Raw genomic sequence first — 18,974 nt, 5'->3', positions numbered from 1 at the left:
AGTGGGTGTGCTAATTGAATTTTGTAGTTTGATTTGGGCGCTATTATCTTACAAAGTTTTTATCTTGCAAAATTGTCATCTTACAAAATCGTTATCCTACAAAATTGCCATACGATAAATTTTTGAAAGTCATCTAACGGCATTTAATGGTTGATTTCACTTCTATTGACCATTTTTCTTAGTTTCACCCAATCAAAATACAGCCCCGGGTCGGACTTGCGACCGCGCGCGATATCGCTATGACCGGCTAGATGATTAATGGTTTTGGGATAAGCTTGATAAATCGCGGCAATCACGCCACTTAACGCTTGGTATTGCCTATCATCAAACTCGCTATAATCATCACCCTCCAGCTCAATCCCAATCGAATAGTCATTGCAGTTTGGCACGCCCAAATAACTAGATTTGCCAGCATGCCAAGCCCGCTCATCAAAGCTCACAAACTGCGTGACCCTACCATCGCGCTCAATAAACAAATGCGCGGAGACCTGCTGCTGATAGATGGTTGCAAAATACGGATGAGCTTTAGGGTCTAACTGATTTTGAAAAAATGCACGAACAAAATGCTCGCCTTGGTCATTTTTTACACCAAATTCACTGGGCGGCAAGCTGATGTTATGAATCACAATCAGGTGAATATCGTTAGGGTCGGGGCGTTGTCCAAAATTGGGTGACGCCACAAACTCGCATGGGCTTAACAAACCCTGCTCAATGCTAAATCCCGACATAACTATACCCCGCCCAATCATCCAAATGGTGTTTAAAATAGTTGGTAAAACGCTACTCAATGCTGTGGCTAATTTAGCATAAAATTGGTCTTATCTTCACCTTAACCGAAAGACACAGTTAAAAAAAAGCAATTTGGAAAAAAAATGGTATGCTATCGCTAAGCTGACAACAAGGGTAGGACATCTGATGGATACGATTATAGCGGCGTTGATACTGGCAGTGGTGGGAGCGCTTTATAAAATTTTTGTCCAACAAAAAGCAATTACCCGACTTGAATCCAAGCTCGACAACCTGCAAAAACAACTCGCTGACGTTATGGCAACTGTGTATATCCTAAGCAGCGAGGCAAAGCCATCATCTACCCAGCAATCGGCAAGCGATATTCGCCAAAATCAGCCTGTCACTAAACCTATTACTGACCCTATCACTCAGTCCATCAGTCAAGCTCCAGTCTCAGCGCCCCTTCCAGTGCCACTCCCAACATTAAACTCTTTGCCAATGGCGAATACGCTTGACGCTTCGACTAGTTCAGCTCCGCCAACGGCAACGCCGCCGTCAGTGAATGACGCAGCCCCACCGCATAAACCTAGCGTATCACAGCCATCATCTCCTTCTTTAAAAGATGATGAAAGCGCTACCAATATTGTGACATCGCTTTGGGCAAGTGCCACCCAATGGTTTTTTGGGGAGAACTTGGTGGTGCGTGTGGGTGCACTGGTATTGCTAGTAGGCGTGGTGTTATTACTCAAACTTGCCAGCCAATATATTGAGGTATCGATGCCTGTGCGCATGGCGCTGGTAGCGTTAGGTGGCTTGGTAATAACGGTAGTCGGTTATCGCACCACTGCCAAAAAACGCAGTTATGGGTTGACTTTGCAAGGTGTCGGCTTTGCGGTGATTTATTTGACGGTGTTTGCAAGTTTTAAATTGTATGGACTACTACCATCAACCTTAACCTTCGGCGTGCTTGCGTTACTGGCAGGGTTAACAGTGATGTTTTCGGTGTGGCAAAATGCGCTGCCGCTTGCGGTCTTGGCATTCGGTGGGGCGTTTTTTGCGCCGATACTGGTCAGCCGACCTGACGGTAGTGTGGTGATGTTATTTAGTTATTATTTATTACTCAATATAGCGGTTGCGGTGATTGCCCATTATCGCACTTGGAAATTGCTCAATGCGCTCAGCCTAGCAGTGACCTTTGGGCTTGCTTATGTGTGGGGATTTCGTGCATTTAGTGCCAATAGTGCAGGCTGGCTGTCATTACGCTGGCAACTGCTGGGGTTATTGGTTGGGCACATGGCGCTGTATTTGTTTATTGCAGTTAGATACTCTCAGCAGGTCGTGAGCTATAACCAAACGCTGCTACAAATGAACAGGGGGTTAGCCAAACGCCCGATTCTATCGATAGATTCAGGCTTGTTGTTTGGTACAGCGTTACTAGGGTTTGGGCTGATGGCAAGCTTGCTCAATGATTTGCCTTATCATCTGGCCTTTGCGAGCAGTGCGTTATCGGCTATTTATTTGAATTTAGGACTGTGGCTGCTCAAACATCATCGCCGTAGCATCGCAGGCGACCCACAAGCCAACAACCAATTTGATAACAGCTTTGAGCTACTTATTGAAGCCAGCCTTGCACTCGGCTGTGGGTTTTTGGCTTTGGTGATACCACTGGCGCTATCAGCCAAATGGATTAGTATCGGTTGGGCAGTGCAAGGTGCTGCATTGGTGTGGCTCGGTGCGCGTACCCAAAGACGCTGGACGGTATATTTTGGGTTGGCATTGCAAGGCTTTAGTATCGTGTTATTGGTGGGCTTTGATACCCTCATGCGGCATTGGTATGGGCTACTGGATCAATTATCTGTCCCGCACCAAATGTCTATAGTGGCTGCTTCATCCACCTTGCCACTGACCGTATTGACAGCGTGTGTGCTGCTGTCTGCTTTTATTTTGCGTCATGGTAGGGGCAATATCGCGGCAGCCACACCCCAAACGGCAGCCACACTCCAAGCTAAAGCCCAGCCTCAAACTCAGCCTCAAACTCAACCTGCGGCAGTCAAAACCACGCCTAAAAGGGTTCAACAAATTGCTGATAATGCCAGTCACAGCTTTGTTACCACCGCGCTTGTGGTTGTTGGGTTTGTGCTGTATCTGTCGGCGATTTTATCCGCTGACCCCTTTTGGAACAACGGTGGCAAAACCACCAGTATCAAACTTGCCGTGGCTATGGCGGTATTTTTAATTGTGGGACAGCTGATTCATCAGCGTTTTGTTTGGCGCAGTATGCGTAAGGTGAGTCGCTTGATTTTACCGTTTGCGATGATAAGTTGGGTGCTAGTCTGTCTCACCCACGTTAAGGTCGAGACGGTTGTAGACTTAAACGATTATCACATCAAAGCATTTAGCGGGTTGGGGCGTTATTTGCTCGCCATGCTCGGCTGTTTAGCCATCGCAAAATTGCTAGGCGCGTGGCTGCTTAGTCGCTGGCACCGCGACCGACTCGATACAAGATTTGACGCGCTCGTTTGGTTTTTGGTACTGATTGCCATGCTAACTTGGATGCTGCAACAAGTGCCATTTAACTATTGGCAGCATGCCCAAGAGCTTCGAGCCATTATCACTATTTTACCGACCGTGCTGGCTGTGCTTGGTTTGATGAGTTTGTTGTTGCTGCCAAGATTGCAGGCGCTTGGTGGTCGTTTGCTTGGTTGGTTAGAGGTTGATACGCTACTGAAACACAGCGCTTATATTTTGGTACCGATGACCTTTATTTGGAGTTTATCTGCCAATTTCTCGTTAGACGGTCAGCTATTGGGTGTTTATCTGCCCCTGCTCAATCCGCTGGATTTGACCTTAATCAGCATTTTAATGTACCAATCTTATGTGGCACTCAAAGTTGATAGCAACTATCGTACTATCGTTTCGGTGGCTTGCGGTCTAGGGGCATTTGTGACAGTCAGCAGTATGTTGGTGCGTGGGTTTGCCAGCGTTTGGGGCACGCCGACGTGGGAACATGGTGCTTGGTCAGTCAGTATGGTACAGACGGGGCTGACTATCTTATGGACCGTAATTGCGATGGTATTGATGTTTTTGGCAAACAAAAAAGCCATTCGCTTGGTATGGTTTGCCGGTATCGCATTATTGACCATTGTGGTTGCCAAGTTGGTATTGATTGATATGTCGAATACCAGTGCGGTACTGCGTGTGGTGTCTTTTATCGGGGCAGGCTTGTTGATGCTAGTCATTGGCTATCTTGCACCCTTACCGCCTAAGTCAAGTAAACCTAAGGCAGGTAAACTCAAGTCAGATAAACTTAAGTAAGACAAACCCAATGCAGCCAAAAAAAGATAAGTAGACCCCTGCTAAAGCTCGTGAATAACGTGGGTTATTTTTCGTATTTACGGCAGGCGGGCTTAGCTAAATGCACAAAGACTTGCTGCCTAATTGTCTTTAAATTGTAACATCTGGCTAGAATTTATCCAAAATATCGGTTCTCTTGTTAGTGGTTTGTAGCACGGTATAGAAGTTTTGAATGGGTATTGTTAATATCTTTATAGGGCAAAGTGCAACAGCAATTAAAGTATAAATCTAATTACTATCAATAAGTTAGAAAAACACTTATCGCGTTTCTAACATAAAAAATTAATGTTGTTACTGTCTACTGATGCTTACAATGCGAGGCCATGGTTTTTTTAAATTTTTTTAGATTAACTGCAACTGATGGCTTTATGTTGATACCCAAACACACGCTACGCTGCTTCTTGGGATGATTAATCTGGTAGGTCGGGGTTTTGTCAATGTGCTTCGCAATTTGCTAAGTTATAAAGCAACATAAATTATCAAGTAGCTATGCAGCTAAAATGAAGTAACAATGAAGCTAAAATGAAAAACAATAAGCACTGTCACGTAAGATTAGCCAAACACCGCGCCTGTATTTTATCGGCAACCTTATTTTCGCCGCTATTGTTGATAGCTATCATTTACACACAAGCAGATGCCCAAAATCCCACGCAAACGGCATCCATCACTGTTGCTTCGCAAAAAACCAACACGACCACGGTAGCGCCCGCCATCGTTGACAATTCAGAGCAAGAGCATGACACTGACAGTATCAACTATGGCTTTGAGGCATTGCAAAATAGCTTTGCAATCGATATTGATTTACCGGTCGAAAACCTAGATGACAACCCTAACAGTGCCCAACTGGTAAAATTTTCGTCGTTAACGCCCAGTTTGTTAGCTTTAATCATGCAGCAAAATGGGGCAACTATTAGCGATAAACAAAATTACCGCTTGATTGATGCCAAAGGTCATATTATGCCGATGGCGATTCGCCCGGTCAGTAAACAATCATCCGTCAATCAAGTATTGCAAGTAGTGAGCGTGGAGACGGATAACCCCAATGCGGTGGAAAAATTACGCCATGCGTTGACCGTACAGCTTGATAACCCAGACAACCAACAATCGATTAACATTGACCTTAGTAATTTACCTTCAAACCCAGTCGCCGCTGTTACCAATAGCCCAGTCAGAACTTGGTGGTTAACCAATCCCAACTTTGCCAAAAATCAATCTACTTTATCAACCGCGCAAGCAGTCAATCTTTGGCTAAAATTTTTACCCGTGAATTCAGCCCAGCCCAGCAAGCGCCCACTACAACTGCAAATTTATGGCAGTGATGACTTGCAAAGCTGGCAGATGGTCAGCCAAACGGTGGTCAGCCCTTTTGACTCTAGCCAACGTGGTCAACCTAGCCAGGCTACTCAACATAGCCAAATGGTAGCGCCGCAAGCTGACGGTACCAATCAGCCGATAGCGACAGGCAATGCTATTGCCATCGAGCCGCAGCAAACCAATTATCGGTATTGGCAAGTGGTGGCAAATCAGCCTATCAATCTTGAGGCAGCAAGCTTAAATCGCATGGTGAGTGAGGCAAGTTTCTTCTTGACCCGCGCCAATTTTTCAAAAACCAAAGATAACGCCAACCAATGGCGGCTTAGCCTTGCTCAACCCATGTTGACCACAGGGGTGAGTTTTTTTGTCCCCGAAAATCAGCTGTGGCAAGTGAGCATCAACGTACCTGAGCAAGAAGCCAATCAATTGGCTAAAATCAACAAGACCGCTAATGTAAGTGAGGATAAAACTCTAGCCAATTCACAAATTGATAAAAACCATACCACGGTCAGTTGGCAACCCACGTTGACCAAGTCGCTGCAATTGGGCGGTCAAATGCAGCAAGATGATTTACCAGTTGATCTGTTAACGCCCATGTATGAGATGTACTTTTTAGCACAAGGCACAGCGCCTTACCGACTGGTGATTAACGAGCCAGGTGTATTACAACAACCCAATATCACTCTCTCCAACCAACAACTAACCAGCCTCGGCAATACCGTTGAAGGACAAATGCAAAATATCGAGGCATTGAACAATCCCAACGCGTCATTTGAACGCTACAAAAAATGGGCACTGTGGGGTGTGCTCGCCGCGATTGTAGCGGCTTTGGCGTTGATTGCCCTGCGTTTATATCAACAAACTACTACCCAAGCCCCCAAAGAATAAGCGATAATACAATCAAACATACTTCATCGAAAATACCCCATCAAAAATAAGGGATTATTTGCATGCCTGCTGCTAGCCAAACCATTAGTGACACCTCGACCACCGCGCCGCACATTAGCTCACTACTACGTATTGAAATCGCCAAACAAGTCGCACTTGCGCTGCAAGAAGACATCGCGACTGGGGATATTAATGCCCAGTTAATACCTGACACACAGCGCGATACGGCAACGATTATTTGTCGTGAACCGATGGTAGTCGCGGGCAAGGCATGGGTGGATGAAGTATTTCGCCAGCTTGACCCCAACATGCAGCTTGATTGGGCAGTCAAAGACGGTGATGCTGTGGCAGCCAATCAAGTTTTGGTGACGCTCATCGGTAACACCCGGGCACTGCTGACGGGTGAACGTACCGCGCTCAATTTTTTACAGACTTTATCATCCACTGCCACTGTGGTTGCCAACCATGTGGCGGTTATCGCAGAACTACCGACCAAATTGTTAGACACGCGTAAAACCTTGCCAATGCTACGCCATGCGCAAAAATACGCCATGCTATGTGGCGGCGGCAATAATCACCGTATCGGGCTATACGATGCCTTTTTGATAAAAGAAAACCATATCATGGCGTGTGGCGGTATCGCCCAAGCAGTCAGTCAGGCGCGTCAGATTGCCAATAAGCCAGTGGAAGTTGAAGTAGAAAATTTTGATGAGTTGCATCAAGCCATCGCTGCCAATGCCGATATCGTGATGCTCGATAATTTTACCATTGAAGAAACCCAAAAAGCGGTCGAGCTAGTTGCTAGTCTTGGCAAGCCTTGCCAGCTTGAAGCTTCAGGCGATATTAGTCTTACCAATCTACGCCAAGTGGCAGAAACCGGGGTGGATTTTATCTCAATGGGCGCATTGACGAAGCATATTAAAGCCATTGATTTATCGATGCGTTTTCAACAATAAATCGGTTAAAAATACATCGATTAAAAATAGTCAGCTTTTTTAATGCCATTCACGATAGGTCATAGCATGATGCAAACCATTTTAATGATTGGACTGGGCAAAATTGGTTTACCTGTTGCTAAGCAATTAGCGGCGCAGGGGCATTGCGTGATTGGTGTCAGCCGCTCCACGCCTACAGATTTGGCTTTCTGCAGCCCCGTGACAGCCAAGCTGCCGCCCGATAATGATAATCTATATCAGGAAAATCTACATTTTGTTGCCAGTGATGCGCGCACGTTAGCCATTGCGCAGCTAAGTCAATGGTCAAGCCAAATTAGCCAAATCTGTATCATTGTCAGTCCAGATACCGTGTCGCTACAAGGTTACCGTGACAGTTATTATGCGATTGCCGAGCATGTGGTGCGATTGGGTGACCATCTGCCAAACCTCAAGCGTGTGATATTTATTTCTTCGACAGGCGTTTACGGACAAAACGCGGGCGAAATCATTGATATCAATACGCCTGTGTTCGCGCCAGCGAGTGCAACGTCTCAAGTGATTTTGCAGACTGAGCAGTTGTTGCAGCAGCACTTTGAAGATAAGAGCGTTATCATTCGCCCAAGTGGGATTTATGGGCAGTCACGACTGCGTCTACTGACCATGGCAAAACAGTTAGCAGCGCAGTCGCCAAATAGGGCGAGCGATTATCCGAGTAACACATGGACTAATCGTATTATGGATACAGATTTAGTCAGCATCATTGTCACTGTCATCAATGCAGGTGAAACCGTGCCAGTTTACTTGGCGACAGATAACGCGCCAGTCCCGCTCTATACTGTGCTAAACTATTTGGCGACTGCACAGGGCTTGAGCTTATCGCTGCCCTGTATGGAGCCAACAACGGGCAAACGCATTATCACTAACTTGCCAGCTACTTGGCTCAACTACCCAGATTGGCAGTCAGGCTATCAGTATATTTTGTCGAGTTTAGGCGAATAGTGATGGGTGGTGGGTTTCAACAAAAATTTTTCATCATTTATCTATCAGTGATTTTATAGCCGTGTATGCCATGACTTATTCCAACACCGAGCGCCACGCCGCAAAAAACCAAGTGGTTAAAGACAGAGACCAGCTACGCCATCCCAATGTGATGACTGAGGCAGAAAGATTGGCTTTGCCCGATCCTTGTCGCCCGATTGACAAGCGCGTCATACCCGCCCGTCACACCATTGACGTCTATATGCAAAAACCGCTTTCATTGCCAGTGGCGGATACTAACAACAACACCGCTAGTGGAAAAGACGTTGCCAAGCCCCACCCAACGAAGGATAACACAACAAAAATCGCTAAAAAAAATCCGCAAAGTCATCAATCTGACATGCTAGAGCAGTTACTATCTGAGCAAAGCATTGAGATGCGGCACTTTATCCAGCAGCAGCAACAGCAGGCAAATAGCAGCCAAAGCAAACACCCGTCATTGCATTTACCGCTGTCTTTGTTGCCGCAGCTCGTCAATGACAGCAGTGTTTCACTGATGAAAGAGGTGATGGGTCAATACCCACATTTAGCGAGTATGAATACGCTTACAACATCCTTCTCACAGCAGACAGTGCAAAATCTCTGCGCACATCAAGCCAACGATGCCCCCAGCACACAGTCTGACGCCACCTATAACCAAGCGTTACTCAATATCGAAACCAAACTGTATCTGATGGGACAAATGTACCATCTTGTGCTTTGTGTATTTTTGCTATGCCAATGCAAATCACGCAAATCACTCAACCCACAAATCACCTTGCAAGACTTGGCTGATGCTATCAATCAATACATCGAGGCGCATCGCACCCAATTGCATTTTTTGACCCGGCATAACGATTTATATATCGAGCCGACACATGTTGCACTCGCTGCCCTTGCCATGGATTGGCAAGTGGGTAAGCAAACAGCCATCAGCAAACGTACGATTACCATTAGCTCGCAAAACCCAATCACAGGCGGCTAATGGTATTTTTTAACTTGTTCTTTTTTGGAGTCGCGTATGTCGCAATTATCTCAAGCCCAAGCATCTCAAACCCCATCCTCTCAAACCCAAGCCGCTCACGCACCGCAGTTTATTCCCCAGCATTTTATTGAAGTGGCACTCAAAAACAATGTATTAAAATTTGGCGAATTTACCCTAAAATCAGGTCGTATAAGCCCGTATTTTTTTAACGCAGGTTTGTTATCAACCGGTGAGCTATTATCGGTGTTGGCAAATGGGTATGCGGATGCCCTTGCCAAGCAGCTACAATCTACCGAAAGTAGCGATTTGGTGATTTTTGGGGCAGCATATAAAGGTATTCCGTTTGTGGCGGCGACCGCGCAAGCACTGTGGAACAATCACCAAATCAATGCCGATTGGGGCTACAACCGCAAAGAAGCCAAAGACCACGGGGAAGGCGGTATGCTGGTTGGAGCCGATCTCAAAGGCAAATCAGTTTGGGTGATTGATGATGTGATGACCGCGGGTACAGCGATGCGCGAAGTCGTTGTGCTACTAGAAAAATCAGACGCCAAAGTCGCGGGGATTATCGTTGCGCTGGATCGTAAAGAAAAAGGTCAAAGCGAACAATCTGCCATTCAAGAATTGGCACAAAGCCTCAATGTACCGGTACTTGCCTTGGTCACGATGGATGACATTACCGAGTATGTCGCCAAAAATGGCACGCAGGAGGAACTTGCCAAAATGCAAGCTTACCGCGAGCAATACGGCGTTCAATAAGCGGCTGCTATCACCCAACCCCGCTAACGATAGATTGTTTTTAATTAACCATTGAAGAGGACGGCTATGTTGACAAAAGCCTTGCCCACCACACTAATAACTGCACACCTTTTACGTGTTGGCACTGCACTTACCTTATCGGCAATATTATTTGCGCTTGCAGGTTGTAGTAGTATCAATGAACTGATGGCAGAGGGTAGCAAACCGCCTGCGATTGTCAATGTGGCAACTGACCAACAGCCGTTTTATGATGCTTTAAATAGCCTTATCTTGCCGCCAAAATCGCCACAAGCTGCGCCACAAGGCATTGCCGATGGTCCTTATAATGGCGTGATGCCAGAAGGCGAGCAATTTACCACCTTTGTGAAAAACGGTTACTTCGATGAATTTTTGGCGGTGTACTACCCAAACTTTGTGACCCAGCTTCGCACCGACTTGGTTAACGGTTTATATAATGGTTGGGTGACATATCGATTCTCCGATAGCCGTATCAAACAAAAAGTATTGTTCCGCCAAGGTGCAGTACAAGAAGCGATTGTTTACAGCCAAGCGGGAAATCCTGAATACCATTTTTGGTTTACCAATGAACAACCGACCAGCGGTATGCGCTATGATAATAATGGCAATGCGGTCGAATCGATGTTTTAATAGCAAAACGAACAATTGATAAAAATTGAACAAGCATACTAACAAGGATCATAATGAAACCACTGAATTTTCTGATCGTCATGGACGATATCCACACCATCAACTACAAAAAAGACACCACGCTTGCGATGCTGTGGGCGATTGCAGATCGTGGTCACACAGCGCATTATTGCCAAATTCACGATTTGTGGCTCGATAATGGCGCATTGCAAATTGATAGCCAATCGCTCAAAACGTCTAAAGACCCTGCACATTTTTATGAGCTGGGTGAAAAAACCACGCAGCCTGCTAGCGAATTTGATGTCATCTTGATGCGTAAAGACCCGCCGTTTGACATGCGGTTTTTGTATAGCCTGTACTTGCTAGAATACGCTCAGCGAGCAGGTGTATTGGTGGTCAACAACCCAGCAAGCGTACGTGACTGTAACGAAAAACTGTTTGCAACGCAATTCCCTGAGCTGATGACACCGACGATTGTGACCAACAAACAAACCCATATCCGTGATTTTATCAAAACCCACCAAGATGTCATCGTCAAACCGCTTGATGGCATGGGGGGAATGGGTATTTTTCGTCTGACCGCCGATAGCCCTAATATCGGTTCAACCCTTGAGATGCTAACCCAGCTTGAAAGCTTGCCTGTGATGGCGCAAAAATACTTGCCTGAAATCAAGGACGGCGATAAACGCATTTTAATTGTCGGTGGTAAGCCCGTGGATTATTGCTTGGCGCGTATCCCAAGCCAAGGCGAAACGCGCGGTAATCTAGCCGCAGGTGGTCGTGGGGTCGCCATGCCACTGTCAGCGCAAGAGCGCCAAGTTGCCGAGCAAGTGGCGCCTGTGCTACTACAAAAAGGCTTGTACTTTGTCGGACTCGATGTGATTGGTGGTAAAGTGACAGAGATTAACGTGACTAGCCCCACCTGCGTGCGTGAGATTGACGACCAATGCGGCACGCATATCGCAGAAGATTTTATTGCGTTTATTGAATCGCATATTGAAACGCAAATTCACTAGCTGTCATTGTCAAAGCAAAATAAAAAACCCAGTCATTGACTGGGTTTTTTATATCATCGCTTGGCAGGGTATTAAGCTTTAAACGCCAAATAACCCACCGCAGCACTGTAGCCATCTTTGAAGTTTTGGTTAATGAGCGGGCGAACTGCTGTCTCAACGGCGGGGACAAATGTCATATCACCTGGGTGTTGGAAGTTTGACATGATATAGGTATAGCCATTGACTTCATCAACCGCGTGTAGACCCGTTGACTCAGCGCCCGCTGGTGTTGACAGGATGCGCGCTAATTTTTTGGTATCAACATTGTATGCCCAAAGATAGTTGTTAACGTGGTAACCAGAGTCTTCACCGATAAATAAGGTACGCATTTTTTCAGAGAATTTTAGGTTATCGGGGCAAGAGATTTTGTCAATGTTTGACGTGTTACCGAGCGCGTCTTTGGCAATGTCTTCCCCTGCTAAGCCTTCAGGTACATACATACGGGTAGAGACCCACTCAGAGTTAATCGCTTTACCATTGTTATCAAGCTGACCGCCTTTAAGCTCATGGGCATACACTGCGCCTGATTTTAGCTGAGCCACTTTGACATCGTACTCGTCCGTGGTCATGGATTTTTCAATGCGCGACATGGCAGAGTAGGCGATTTTATCCTTGATATTGACCGTGGTGCCTTCCATTTTGGTAAACGCCATTGACGCACCTTGCAGCGCTGCGTAGCGGTGGGTTTCTAAAAATGCAGCCGCTTGGGTGAGTTTGTCTGCCGGTAATTTGCTATTTGGCGCAAGTTTTACCCAGTTACTTGCCCCGTCATAGCCGATTTTTTTGTAAGAGGTATCATTGGGGTCAGTGTATTTGACATCCATGATATCGGTTGGTACTACCGTATTGGCTAAGGCTTCGATTTCAGCGCTGGTCGCATGTCCCAGATGCATCCATTTGATGCTAAAATCACTGGCAGCGGCAGGGCCACCTTTGGCTGACGTTTGGCTGATTTTGGCAACGTAGAGGTTACCTGCAGACAGGTCAGCTGCTTTATCGGCAACAAACATGAATAAACCACTGTTAGTAAAGTCATCACCCATCAACGCAGTACGTTGGTCAGGCATCACTTGAATCAGTTCGTGAGAGGTACGACCTAGATTGAAATGTTTTTTGGCGATACCAGACCCATCCGCATTGACTACGATTTCTGGTATATGACCATAGTGGTATGGGTTTGCTTTGGTTTCATCACCGTATAAGTTTTTACTAAATGCTTTAAATTGGGCGCTGCTTTTAGCCATGAAAGCGTCTGGTTCATACTCTTCTGATGACAAATGCGTATTCCATGGTGAAAGTGATGCACCACAAGTAATCCATAACCCATACACTTTTGACATATCCACATTGTGGTATTTGACGACTTTGAGTTCGCCTGTTTGTGGGTTTTGGTCAAGCGTGACTACCGCAATGGGTGAAGGTAGTGTACCGTAAGCATTGCTGCCTGCTTGGTCTTTAGTTGTATATTCAAACTGCACCACCGCAAATACGGTATTACCTGTTACACCTGCCACGCGCGCGCCTTTAACTGTCAATAATGAAGAACCATCGGGACAATCAGAGAAAAACTGGCGCGTAGAGGCTGGCACTGAACTATCCATGATAGGCTTGTTATAGATATCAAAATAGCCGCCTGCAATGATGTCATTACCCTTTAAGTCTTTTAATTTATCGCCTGTTATAAAAAAAGGTTGATACTGTAGCTTATAGTCAGTCGTGGTATTGTCATCAAAGGTTGCTTTTAGCTTTGAATCGACATACACCGTTGCCATATTGGCGGGATTTGATAAATTTGGTGCAGCCATACCGACAAATTCAGTCGCTTTAATGGTTTTTTGTGTATTATTGAGTATACCTGCTGTGCTATTAGTATCACTATCACTATCACTATCACAACCTGTTAATAAGGTGGCAACAGAGCCTGTGGCAAGTGGCAACGCAGGCACCCCTGCCAAAAAACGAATGACATTACGGCGGCTAATGGTTTGGTCTAATTGATTAATTTCAGTCATGAGTGAATTCCTTGCTGATAGCAGTTAGCAGTTGGCTACGAAATAAATTTTATTGAAATAATGCAGAAACAATTATGCTGAGTATGTTAGAGGGGATATGTGACAGTGGCTTGACTGATTCGTGACAGAACGGTGACAACTAATCATCCGGTTTGAATATAAAGCGATACCATGGCTGCAAAATCTTGATGCTACTTAGCAATTAAAGTGATTTACTTTATTATTGAGTGAAATAATGCTATGATTTTGCCATTTTTATGGTGATTGTTTTTTCCGATAAACGGTCAGTCATACGGGGTTTTCTAATCCCCACCTCACCTAGATTGGATTGATCAAGGATAATAAGATGAGTGAGCCAACGATGCAAAAACCGCGCGTGCTGATGATGGCAGCAGGCACGGGTGGGCATGTGTTTCCCGCGATTGCGGTGGCTCAAGCGTTACAACAATCAGGTGCCCAAGTACATTGGCTCGGCACCCTAGTCGGTATGGAAAATGAGTTGCTACAACATTACGACTTTACCTACCATGCCATCAATATGCAGGGATTACGCGGTAACGGTATCAAACGCTTATTTAAAGCCCCGTCAACCTTACTCAAAGCAACATTAGCGGCTATCAAAATCATCAAAACCAATAAAATCGACATCGTGGTAGGGTTTGGTGGTTATGTGACCGCACCCGGTGGATTGGCCGCCAAATTTTGTAAAATACCAATTTTGATTCATGAACAAAATGCCATCGCAGGCATGAGTAATAACTATCTATCTAAGCTTGCTAATCAAGTGTTAGAAGCCTTCCCAAACACCTTCACCGAACTACCTTCTAATAAAGTAATGACAGTGGGCAACCCCGTACGTGAGGCTATCGTACAAGTACCGCCACCAAAAGCCCGTATCGATGTCAATGATACCAGTCCTTTAAAGCTATTGGTGATTGGCGGTTCTCTGGGTGCTCAGGCACTAAATAACCATATCGCGCCTACGCTAAAAAAATTAGAAAGTATGCCAGATACCAAGCCGTGGCAAGTGCGCCATCAATGTGGCAAAAACAACCAAGAGGCTACCCAAGCGGTATATCGCGAAGCACAACTCCAATCAACCCAATATGAGATTTTGCCATTTGTCAAAGATATGGCAGAAGCATACAGCTGGGCAGATGTGATAGTCTGCCGTGCTGGGGCGCTCACGGTCACAGAAGTTGCCACGGTTGGATTGCCTGCGGTGTTTGTGCCACTGCCCCATGCAGTCGATGATCACCAAACGGCCAATGCCAAAACCCTATCAGAACATGGCGCCGCGTTTTTAATGCCGCAAAAAGAATTAACGGCAGAGAGTTTAAGTGCTATTTTAGCCAAGCTCGACCGTCATCAAATCTTAGCGATGGCAGAAAAAGCACGTGAATTTGCCAAACCCAATGCCACACAGCTGGCTGCCGATGCCATTTTATCCCAGTTAAAACCCTAATTATTTTTTACAACTTATAAGTCATTTATCATTGAGCCTGTCTATGTCAAAATCAGCCAAAACTGCCACTGCCCAATCCACCGAAAAACCTGAAAAAACCAACCGTGTCACCAAAAAAATTACCAAGCGTGTGGTCGAAATCCCAGAGATGCGCCGTATTCGCCACGTGCATTTTGTCGGTATTGGTGGGGCAGGGATGTGCGGTATTGCCGAAGTTGTCCATAATCATGGCTATATGGTTAGCGGTTCAGACATCAAACAAAGCCCAGTGACCGACCGTTTGACCCAAATGGGCATTCAAGTGTTTATCGGGCATGATTCCAAAAACATCAGTGAAGCCGATGTGGTCGTGGTGTCATCAGCCATTGATCATACCAATCCAGAAATCCAAGCCGCCTTGTCAGGACGTATTCCTGTGGTACGCCGCGCCGATATGCTAGGTGAGCTGATGCGTTACCGTCATGGTATTGCAGTAGCGGGTGCGCATGGCAAGACTACCACCACTAGCCTGCTTACCATGATTTTAACCGAAGCAGGGTTAGATCCTACTTACGTGATTGGTGGTAAACTTAACGCCTCAGGCAAAAACGCGTCATTAGGTCAAAGCCGTTATTTGGTGGCGGAAGCGGATGAGTCAGATGCGTCATTTTTATCGCTGCGTCCGATGGCAGCGATTGTCACCAATATCGACCAAGACCATATGGAAACCTATGGCGGCAGTTTTGACAAACTAAAAGCGGCGTATGTGCAGTTTTTACAAAATATGCCGTTTTATGGGTTGGCGGTATTGTGCGGTGATGACAAAGAGTTATACGGACTGATTGATAAAATCGCGCGCCCTGTGTTGACTTATGGGCTGGAAAAACATAACGATGTGCAAGCCATTGATGTGGTGGCGGACGGCACCAAAACCCATTTTACCGTACTGCGTAAAGACCGTGAGCCACTGCCGATTACTTTGAACATTCCCGGTATTCATAATGTCTATAACGCGTTAGCGGCTATCACCATCTCCACCGATGAAGGTGTCAGTGATGAAGCCATTTGCCAAGCGGTCAAAAAATTTGCCGGCGTGGGCAGACGTTTTGAAAACAATGGTAACTACCCTGTGAAAGATGGCGCAGGCGATGTGCTATTGATTGACGACTATGGTCACCACCCAACCGAAGTGGCAATGACCATCAAAGCGGCTCGCCAAAGCTATCCCGATCGCCGCTTGGTGATGATTTTCCAGCCTCACCGTTTTACCCGTACCCGTGATTGCTTCGATGATTTTGTGGACGTATTGTCACAAGTCGATGTGTTGATGCTGCTCGATGTGTATAGCGCGGGTGAAGCGGTGATTGAAGGCGCGGACAGTCGCAGTCTTGCCCGTACCATTCGCACCCGCGGACAAGTTGAGCCGATTATGCTAAACATCAATGACATGGATCAAATCCGTCAGGTGCTAGGTAGTATGTTAAAAGGCAATGATTTGCTGATTACCCAAGGGGCGGGTAACGTGGGTCAACTTTGTCTGGATTTGGCAAAAAACAATTTATTTCTCGCGGAAAAATAACCGTTTGATTGAACAACCGCTTGATTGAAAAGCACGCGGTAAACGGTTATGAAACTTAAGGTATTGAAAAGCTGATGTAGCTTGCCCATGCTGCCAGCAGGCGATTATTTTATGAGTGAAAAAAATTACTAAGACATACCCAAACCATAGCTAAGTCATAACCAAGCGATAGTTTAAAAATTTGTGTGAAATAATTATAGCAATAAATTCGGTTAACAAAAGATTAGGAATCAATATGTCAGAGCTTATCGATGTCAAACAATTTGGTAAAGTGGCGGTTGTCTGTGGCGGCTGGAGTGCCGAGCGTGAAGTGTCGCTGACCAGTGGTCAAGCTGTGCTTGATGCGCTACTCGCTAAAGGCGTGGACGCCCATCACTTTGACCCCAAAGAAACAGATATCTCAAAACTGCGCGACTATGACCGCGTATTTAATGTGCTGCATGGCACTTTTGGCGAAGATGGTAGCCTGCAAGGGGTGCTAGACGGTTTTAATATTCCGTATACCGGTTGTGGCGTGTTAGCCTCTGCGATTGCCATGGATAAGTTTCGCAACCGCCTAGTTTGGCAAGCGTTAGATTTACCAAACGTACCTTATGTCGTGCTTGACGACAATACCGATTTTACCGCTATCGAACAGCAGCTAGGTTTACCACTGTTTGTCAAACCCGCCGCTGAAGGCAGTAGTGTCGGCGTCTTTAAAATTAAAGAAGTGGGCGAGCTTGCCAAGACTTACCCACAGCTCAAACAATACCACGGCGCTATTTTGGCAGAAAAAGCCATCACAGGCGGTGAGTATGCTTGCTCAATCCTCGGTGATGAGGTGTTGCCCAGTATTCGCATCATCCCAACGACCGAGTTTTATGACTACGAAGCCAAATACAATCGTGATGATACCGTCTACCAATGCCCATCAGATTTGAGCGAGGCGCAAGAACAAACCATGCAACAAATCGCCAGAAAAGCGTTTGCCGCCATTGGGGGCAAAGGTTGGTCACGCGTGGATTTTTTACGAGATGACGAAGGCACGCTATATCTACTTGAACTCAATACGGTGCCAGGTATGACCAGTCATAGTCTGGTGCCGATGGCAGCAAAAGCGCGTGGCATGGATTTTGCGACGCTATGCGTGCGTATCTTAGAACAAACGTTGAGCAATTAAGTCGTTTTCGTTTATATTTGTTTACAAAAAAAGTACTTGAATTGTCTAGAAGCGTATTATCTATTTACCATTCATTTCATTGAATTTGCTATGATATGCTTCTAAGCATAAATCCTTGTAATATTTTTAGTTATTTTGATTTTTGTTGTTGAGATTTTAGTAATTAATAATTTTAGACCGAGTTATGATTGGTCAATATGGCAAATTCATTTGTGGCAACTGCTTCTCTAGATACTACGCTCCCTAATCGCTTTCATCAGCTGCTGCCAAAGTTGTTAATGCTTGGCGTTGTGTTATTGTTGCTGATATTAGCGGCTTTGGCGATTAATGTTTTCAATAAATTACCCAATGCAGCAATTAGTTTGCAGCATAAAGGGTTAAATACCCAGCAAACTCTGCAGCTTCAGCAATTATTGGGCGAAAAAGCCGACACAAACTTACTCAAGGCTGATTTACAAAGCTATCTAGCAAAACTTGAGACGGTAGATTGGGTAGGGCAAGCCGATGTGCGGCGCGATTGGCAACAAGGTATTGTGGTCAATGTAGTACCGCGCCAAGCCGTTGCCAAGTTTGGTAGTGAACGTTTAGTCGATGCCAATGGTACGGTATTTAAACCTGCCGATAGCAATGACTTAAATAATGCCAGCTTGATGCAGCTACAAGGCGATAGCCAAAATGCCGTTGTCATGATGCAGCAAATCAAGCAAGTTAGTGATTGGTTTATGCCACTGGGTATAAAAATTGAAGAAGTCATCGTAACGCCCAGAATGGCATGGTTATTTCGCTTTGATAACGGACTTCGGGTACTGGTTGATAATGACAATACGTCAGAAAAACTGTATCGACTAAGCATCATGTTACAAAATCAGCTTAAACCACAGCTCAAAACGCTGCAAACGGTGGATTTACGCTATAAAAACGGCATGGCAATTACCAAACGACCTGTGATACAGCAAGCTGGTGATACAGCTGCCGTCAATGCCAAATCGGATGATACTAAATCCGTGACCGATGCCAACTCAACAACCGATTCGAAAACTAACGCCTTAAAAACCACCGCCAACCCCAGCCATTAGGTGAAACATAATTTTGTAGT

At 45.6% G+C, this 18,974-nt stretch carries 14 protein-coding genes; 12 read left to right on the top strand and 2 right to left on the bottom strand.

Features of this window, described 5'->3' with window-relative positions; translation table 11 throughout:
- Positions 1-143 precede the first annotated feature (143 nt).
- Positions 144-728, bottom strand: coding sequence for a 1,6-anhydro-N-acetylmuramyl-L-alanine amidase AmpD (gene ampD, locus ACAM37_RS08590; RefSeq protein ID WP_369626008.1), 585 nt, complete (start codon positions 726-728; stop codon positions 144-146).
- Between the two features lie 187 nt (positions 729-915).
- Here ampD and ACAM37_RS08585 point away from each other — a divergent pair, with 187 nt between their 5' ends.
- From ACAM37_RS08585 to gshB, 8 genes are all read left to right on the top strand, one after another.
- Complete coding sequence (locus ACAM37_RS08585) at positions 916-4,044, top strand: DUF2339 domain-containing protein (protein WP_369626007.1); 3,129 nt, start codon at positions 916-918, stop codon at positions 4,042-4,044.
- Positions 4,045-4,605: 561 nt separating this feature from the next.
- Entirely contained in the window at positions 4,606-6,285 is a 1,680-nt protein-coding gene (locus ACAM37_RS08580) for a DUF3999 family protein (protein ID WP_065253727.1), read from the top strand.
- 62 nt (positions 6,286-6,347) lie between these two features.
- Positions 6,348-7,241 (top strand): carboxylating nicotinate-nucleotide diphosphorylase, encoded by an 894-nt coding sequence (nadC, locus tag ACAM37_RS08575; RefSeq protein ID WP_369626006.1) that lies wholly within the window; start codon positions 6,348-6,350, stop codon positions 7,239-7,241.
- Positions 7,242-7,307: 66 nt separating this feature from the next.
- On the top strand, positions 7,308-8,219 hold the full coding sequence (locus ACAM37_RS08570) for an NAD-dependent epimerase/dehydratase family protein (RefSeq protein ID WP_369626005.1): 912 nt from the start codon (positions 7,308-7,310) through the stop codon (positions 8,217-8,219).
- Between the two features lie 70 nt (positions 8,220-8,289).
- The gene (locus tag ACAM37_RS08565) at positions 8,290-9,222 is read left to right on the top strand and encodes a hypothetical protein (RefSeq protein WP_369626004.1); all 933 of its coding nucleotides are present in this window, start codon (positions 8,290-8,292) and stop codon (positions 9,220-9,222) included.
- Between the two features lie 36 nt (positions 9,223-9,258).
- Positions 9,259-9,981, top strand: a complete 723-nt coding sequence (gene pyrE / locus ACAM37_RS08560) for an orotate phosphoribosyltransferase (RefSeq protein WP_369626003.1) — start codon at positions 9,259-9,261, stop codon at positions 9,979-9,981.
- 66 nt (positions 9,982-10,047) lie between these two features.
- Entirely contained in the window at positions 10,048-10,629 is a 582-nt protein-coding gene (locus ACAM37_RS08555; protein ID WP_369626002.1) for a hypothetical protein, read from the top strand.
- Between the two features lie 53 nt (positions 10,630-10,682).
- Complete coding sequence (gene gshB, locus ACAM37_RS08550) at positions 10,683-11,645, top strand: glutathione synthase (protein WP_159374129.1); 963 nt, start codon at positions 10,683-10,685, stop codon at positions 11,643-11,645.
- 71 nt (positions 11,646-11,716) lie between these two features.
- On the opposite strand, the gene ACAM37_RS08545 is transcribed toward gshB, so the two are convergent.
- Positions 11,717-13,696, bottom strand: coding sequence for a PhoX family protein (locus ACAM37_RS08545; RefSeq protein ID WP_369626001.1), 1,980 nt, complete (start codon positions 13,694-13,696; stop codon positions 11,717-11,719).
- A gap of 346 nt (positions 13,697-14,042) precedes the next feature.
- On the opposite strand from ACAM37_RS08545, the gene murG reads away from it, so the two are divergent.
- The 4 genes from murG (at position 14,043) to ACAM37_RS08525 (ending at position 18,954) form a co-directional block, all read left to right on the top strand.
- Entirely contained in the window at positions 14,043-15,161 is a 1,119-nt protein-coding gene (gene murG / locus ACAM37_RS08540; RefSeq protein WP_369626000.1) for an undecaprenyldiphospho-muramoylpentapeptide beta-N-acetylglucosaminyltransferase, read from the top strand.
- 148 nt (positions 15,162-15,309) lie between these two features.
- Positions 15,310-16,719 (top strand): UDP-N-acetylmuramate--L-alanine ligase, encoded by a 1,410-nt coding sequence (murC, locus tag ACAM37_RS08535; RefSeq protein WP_050772864.1) that lies wholly within the window; start codon positions 15,310-15,312, stop codon positions 16,717-16,719.
- Positions 16,720-16,954: 235 nt separating this feature from the next.
- On the top strand, positions 16,955-17,878 hold the full coding sequence (locus ACAM37_RS08530) for a D-alanine--D-alanine ligase (protein ID WP_076774849.1): 924 nt from the start codon (positions 16,955-16,957) through the stop codon (positions 17,876-17,878).
- 197 nt (positions 17,879-18,075) lie between these two features.
- Positions 18,076-18,954 (top strand): cell division protein FtsQ/DivIB, encoded by an 879-nt coding sequence (locus ACAM37_RS08525; protein WP_144918304.1) that lies wholly within the window; start codon positions 18,076-18,078, stop codon positions 18,952-18,954.
- The last annotated feature ends 20 nt before the right edge of the window (positions 18,955-18,974 follow it).

Source organism: Moraxella sp. K23 (assembly GCF_041154765.1).
Lineage (GTDB): Bacteria > Pseudomonadota > Gammaproteobacteria > Pseudomonadales > Moraxellaceae > Faucicola > Faucicola tetraodonis.
The sequence above is the reverse complement of the archived record's forward strand: the minus strand, read 5'-3'. Positions and strand labels throughout refer to the sequence as shown.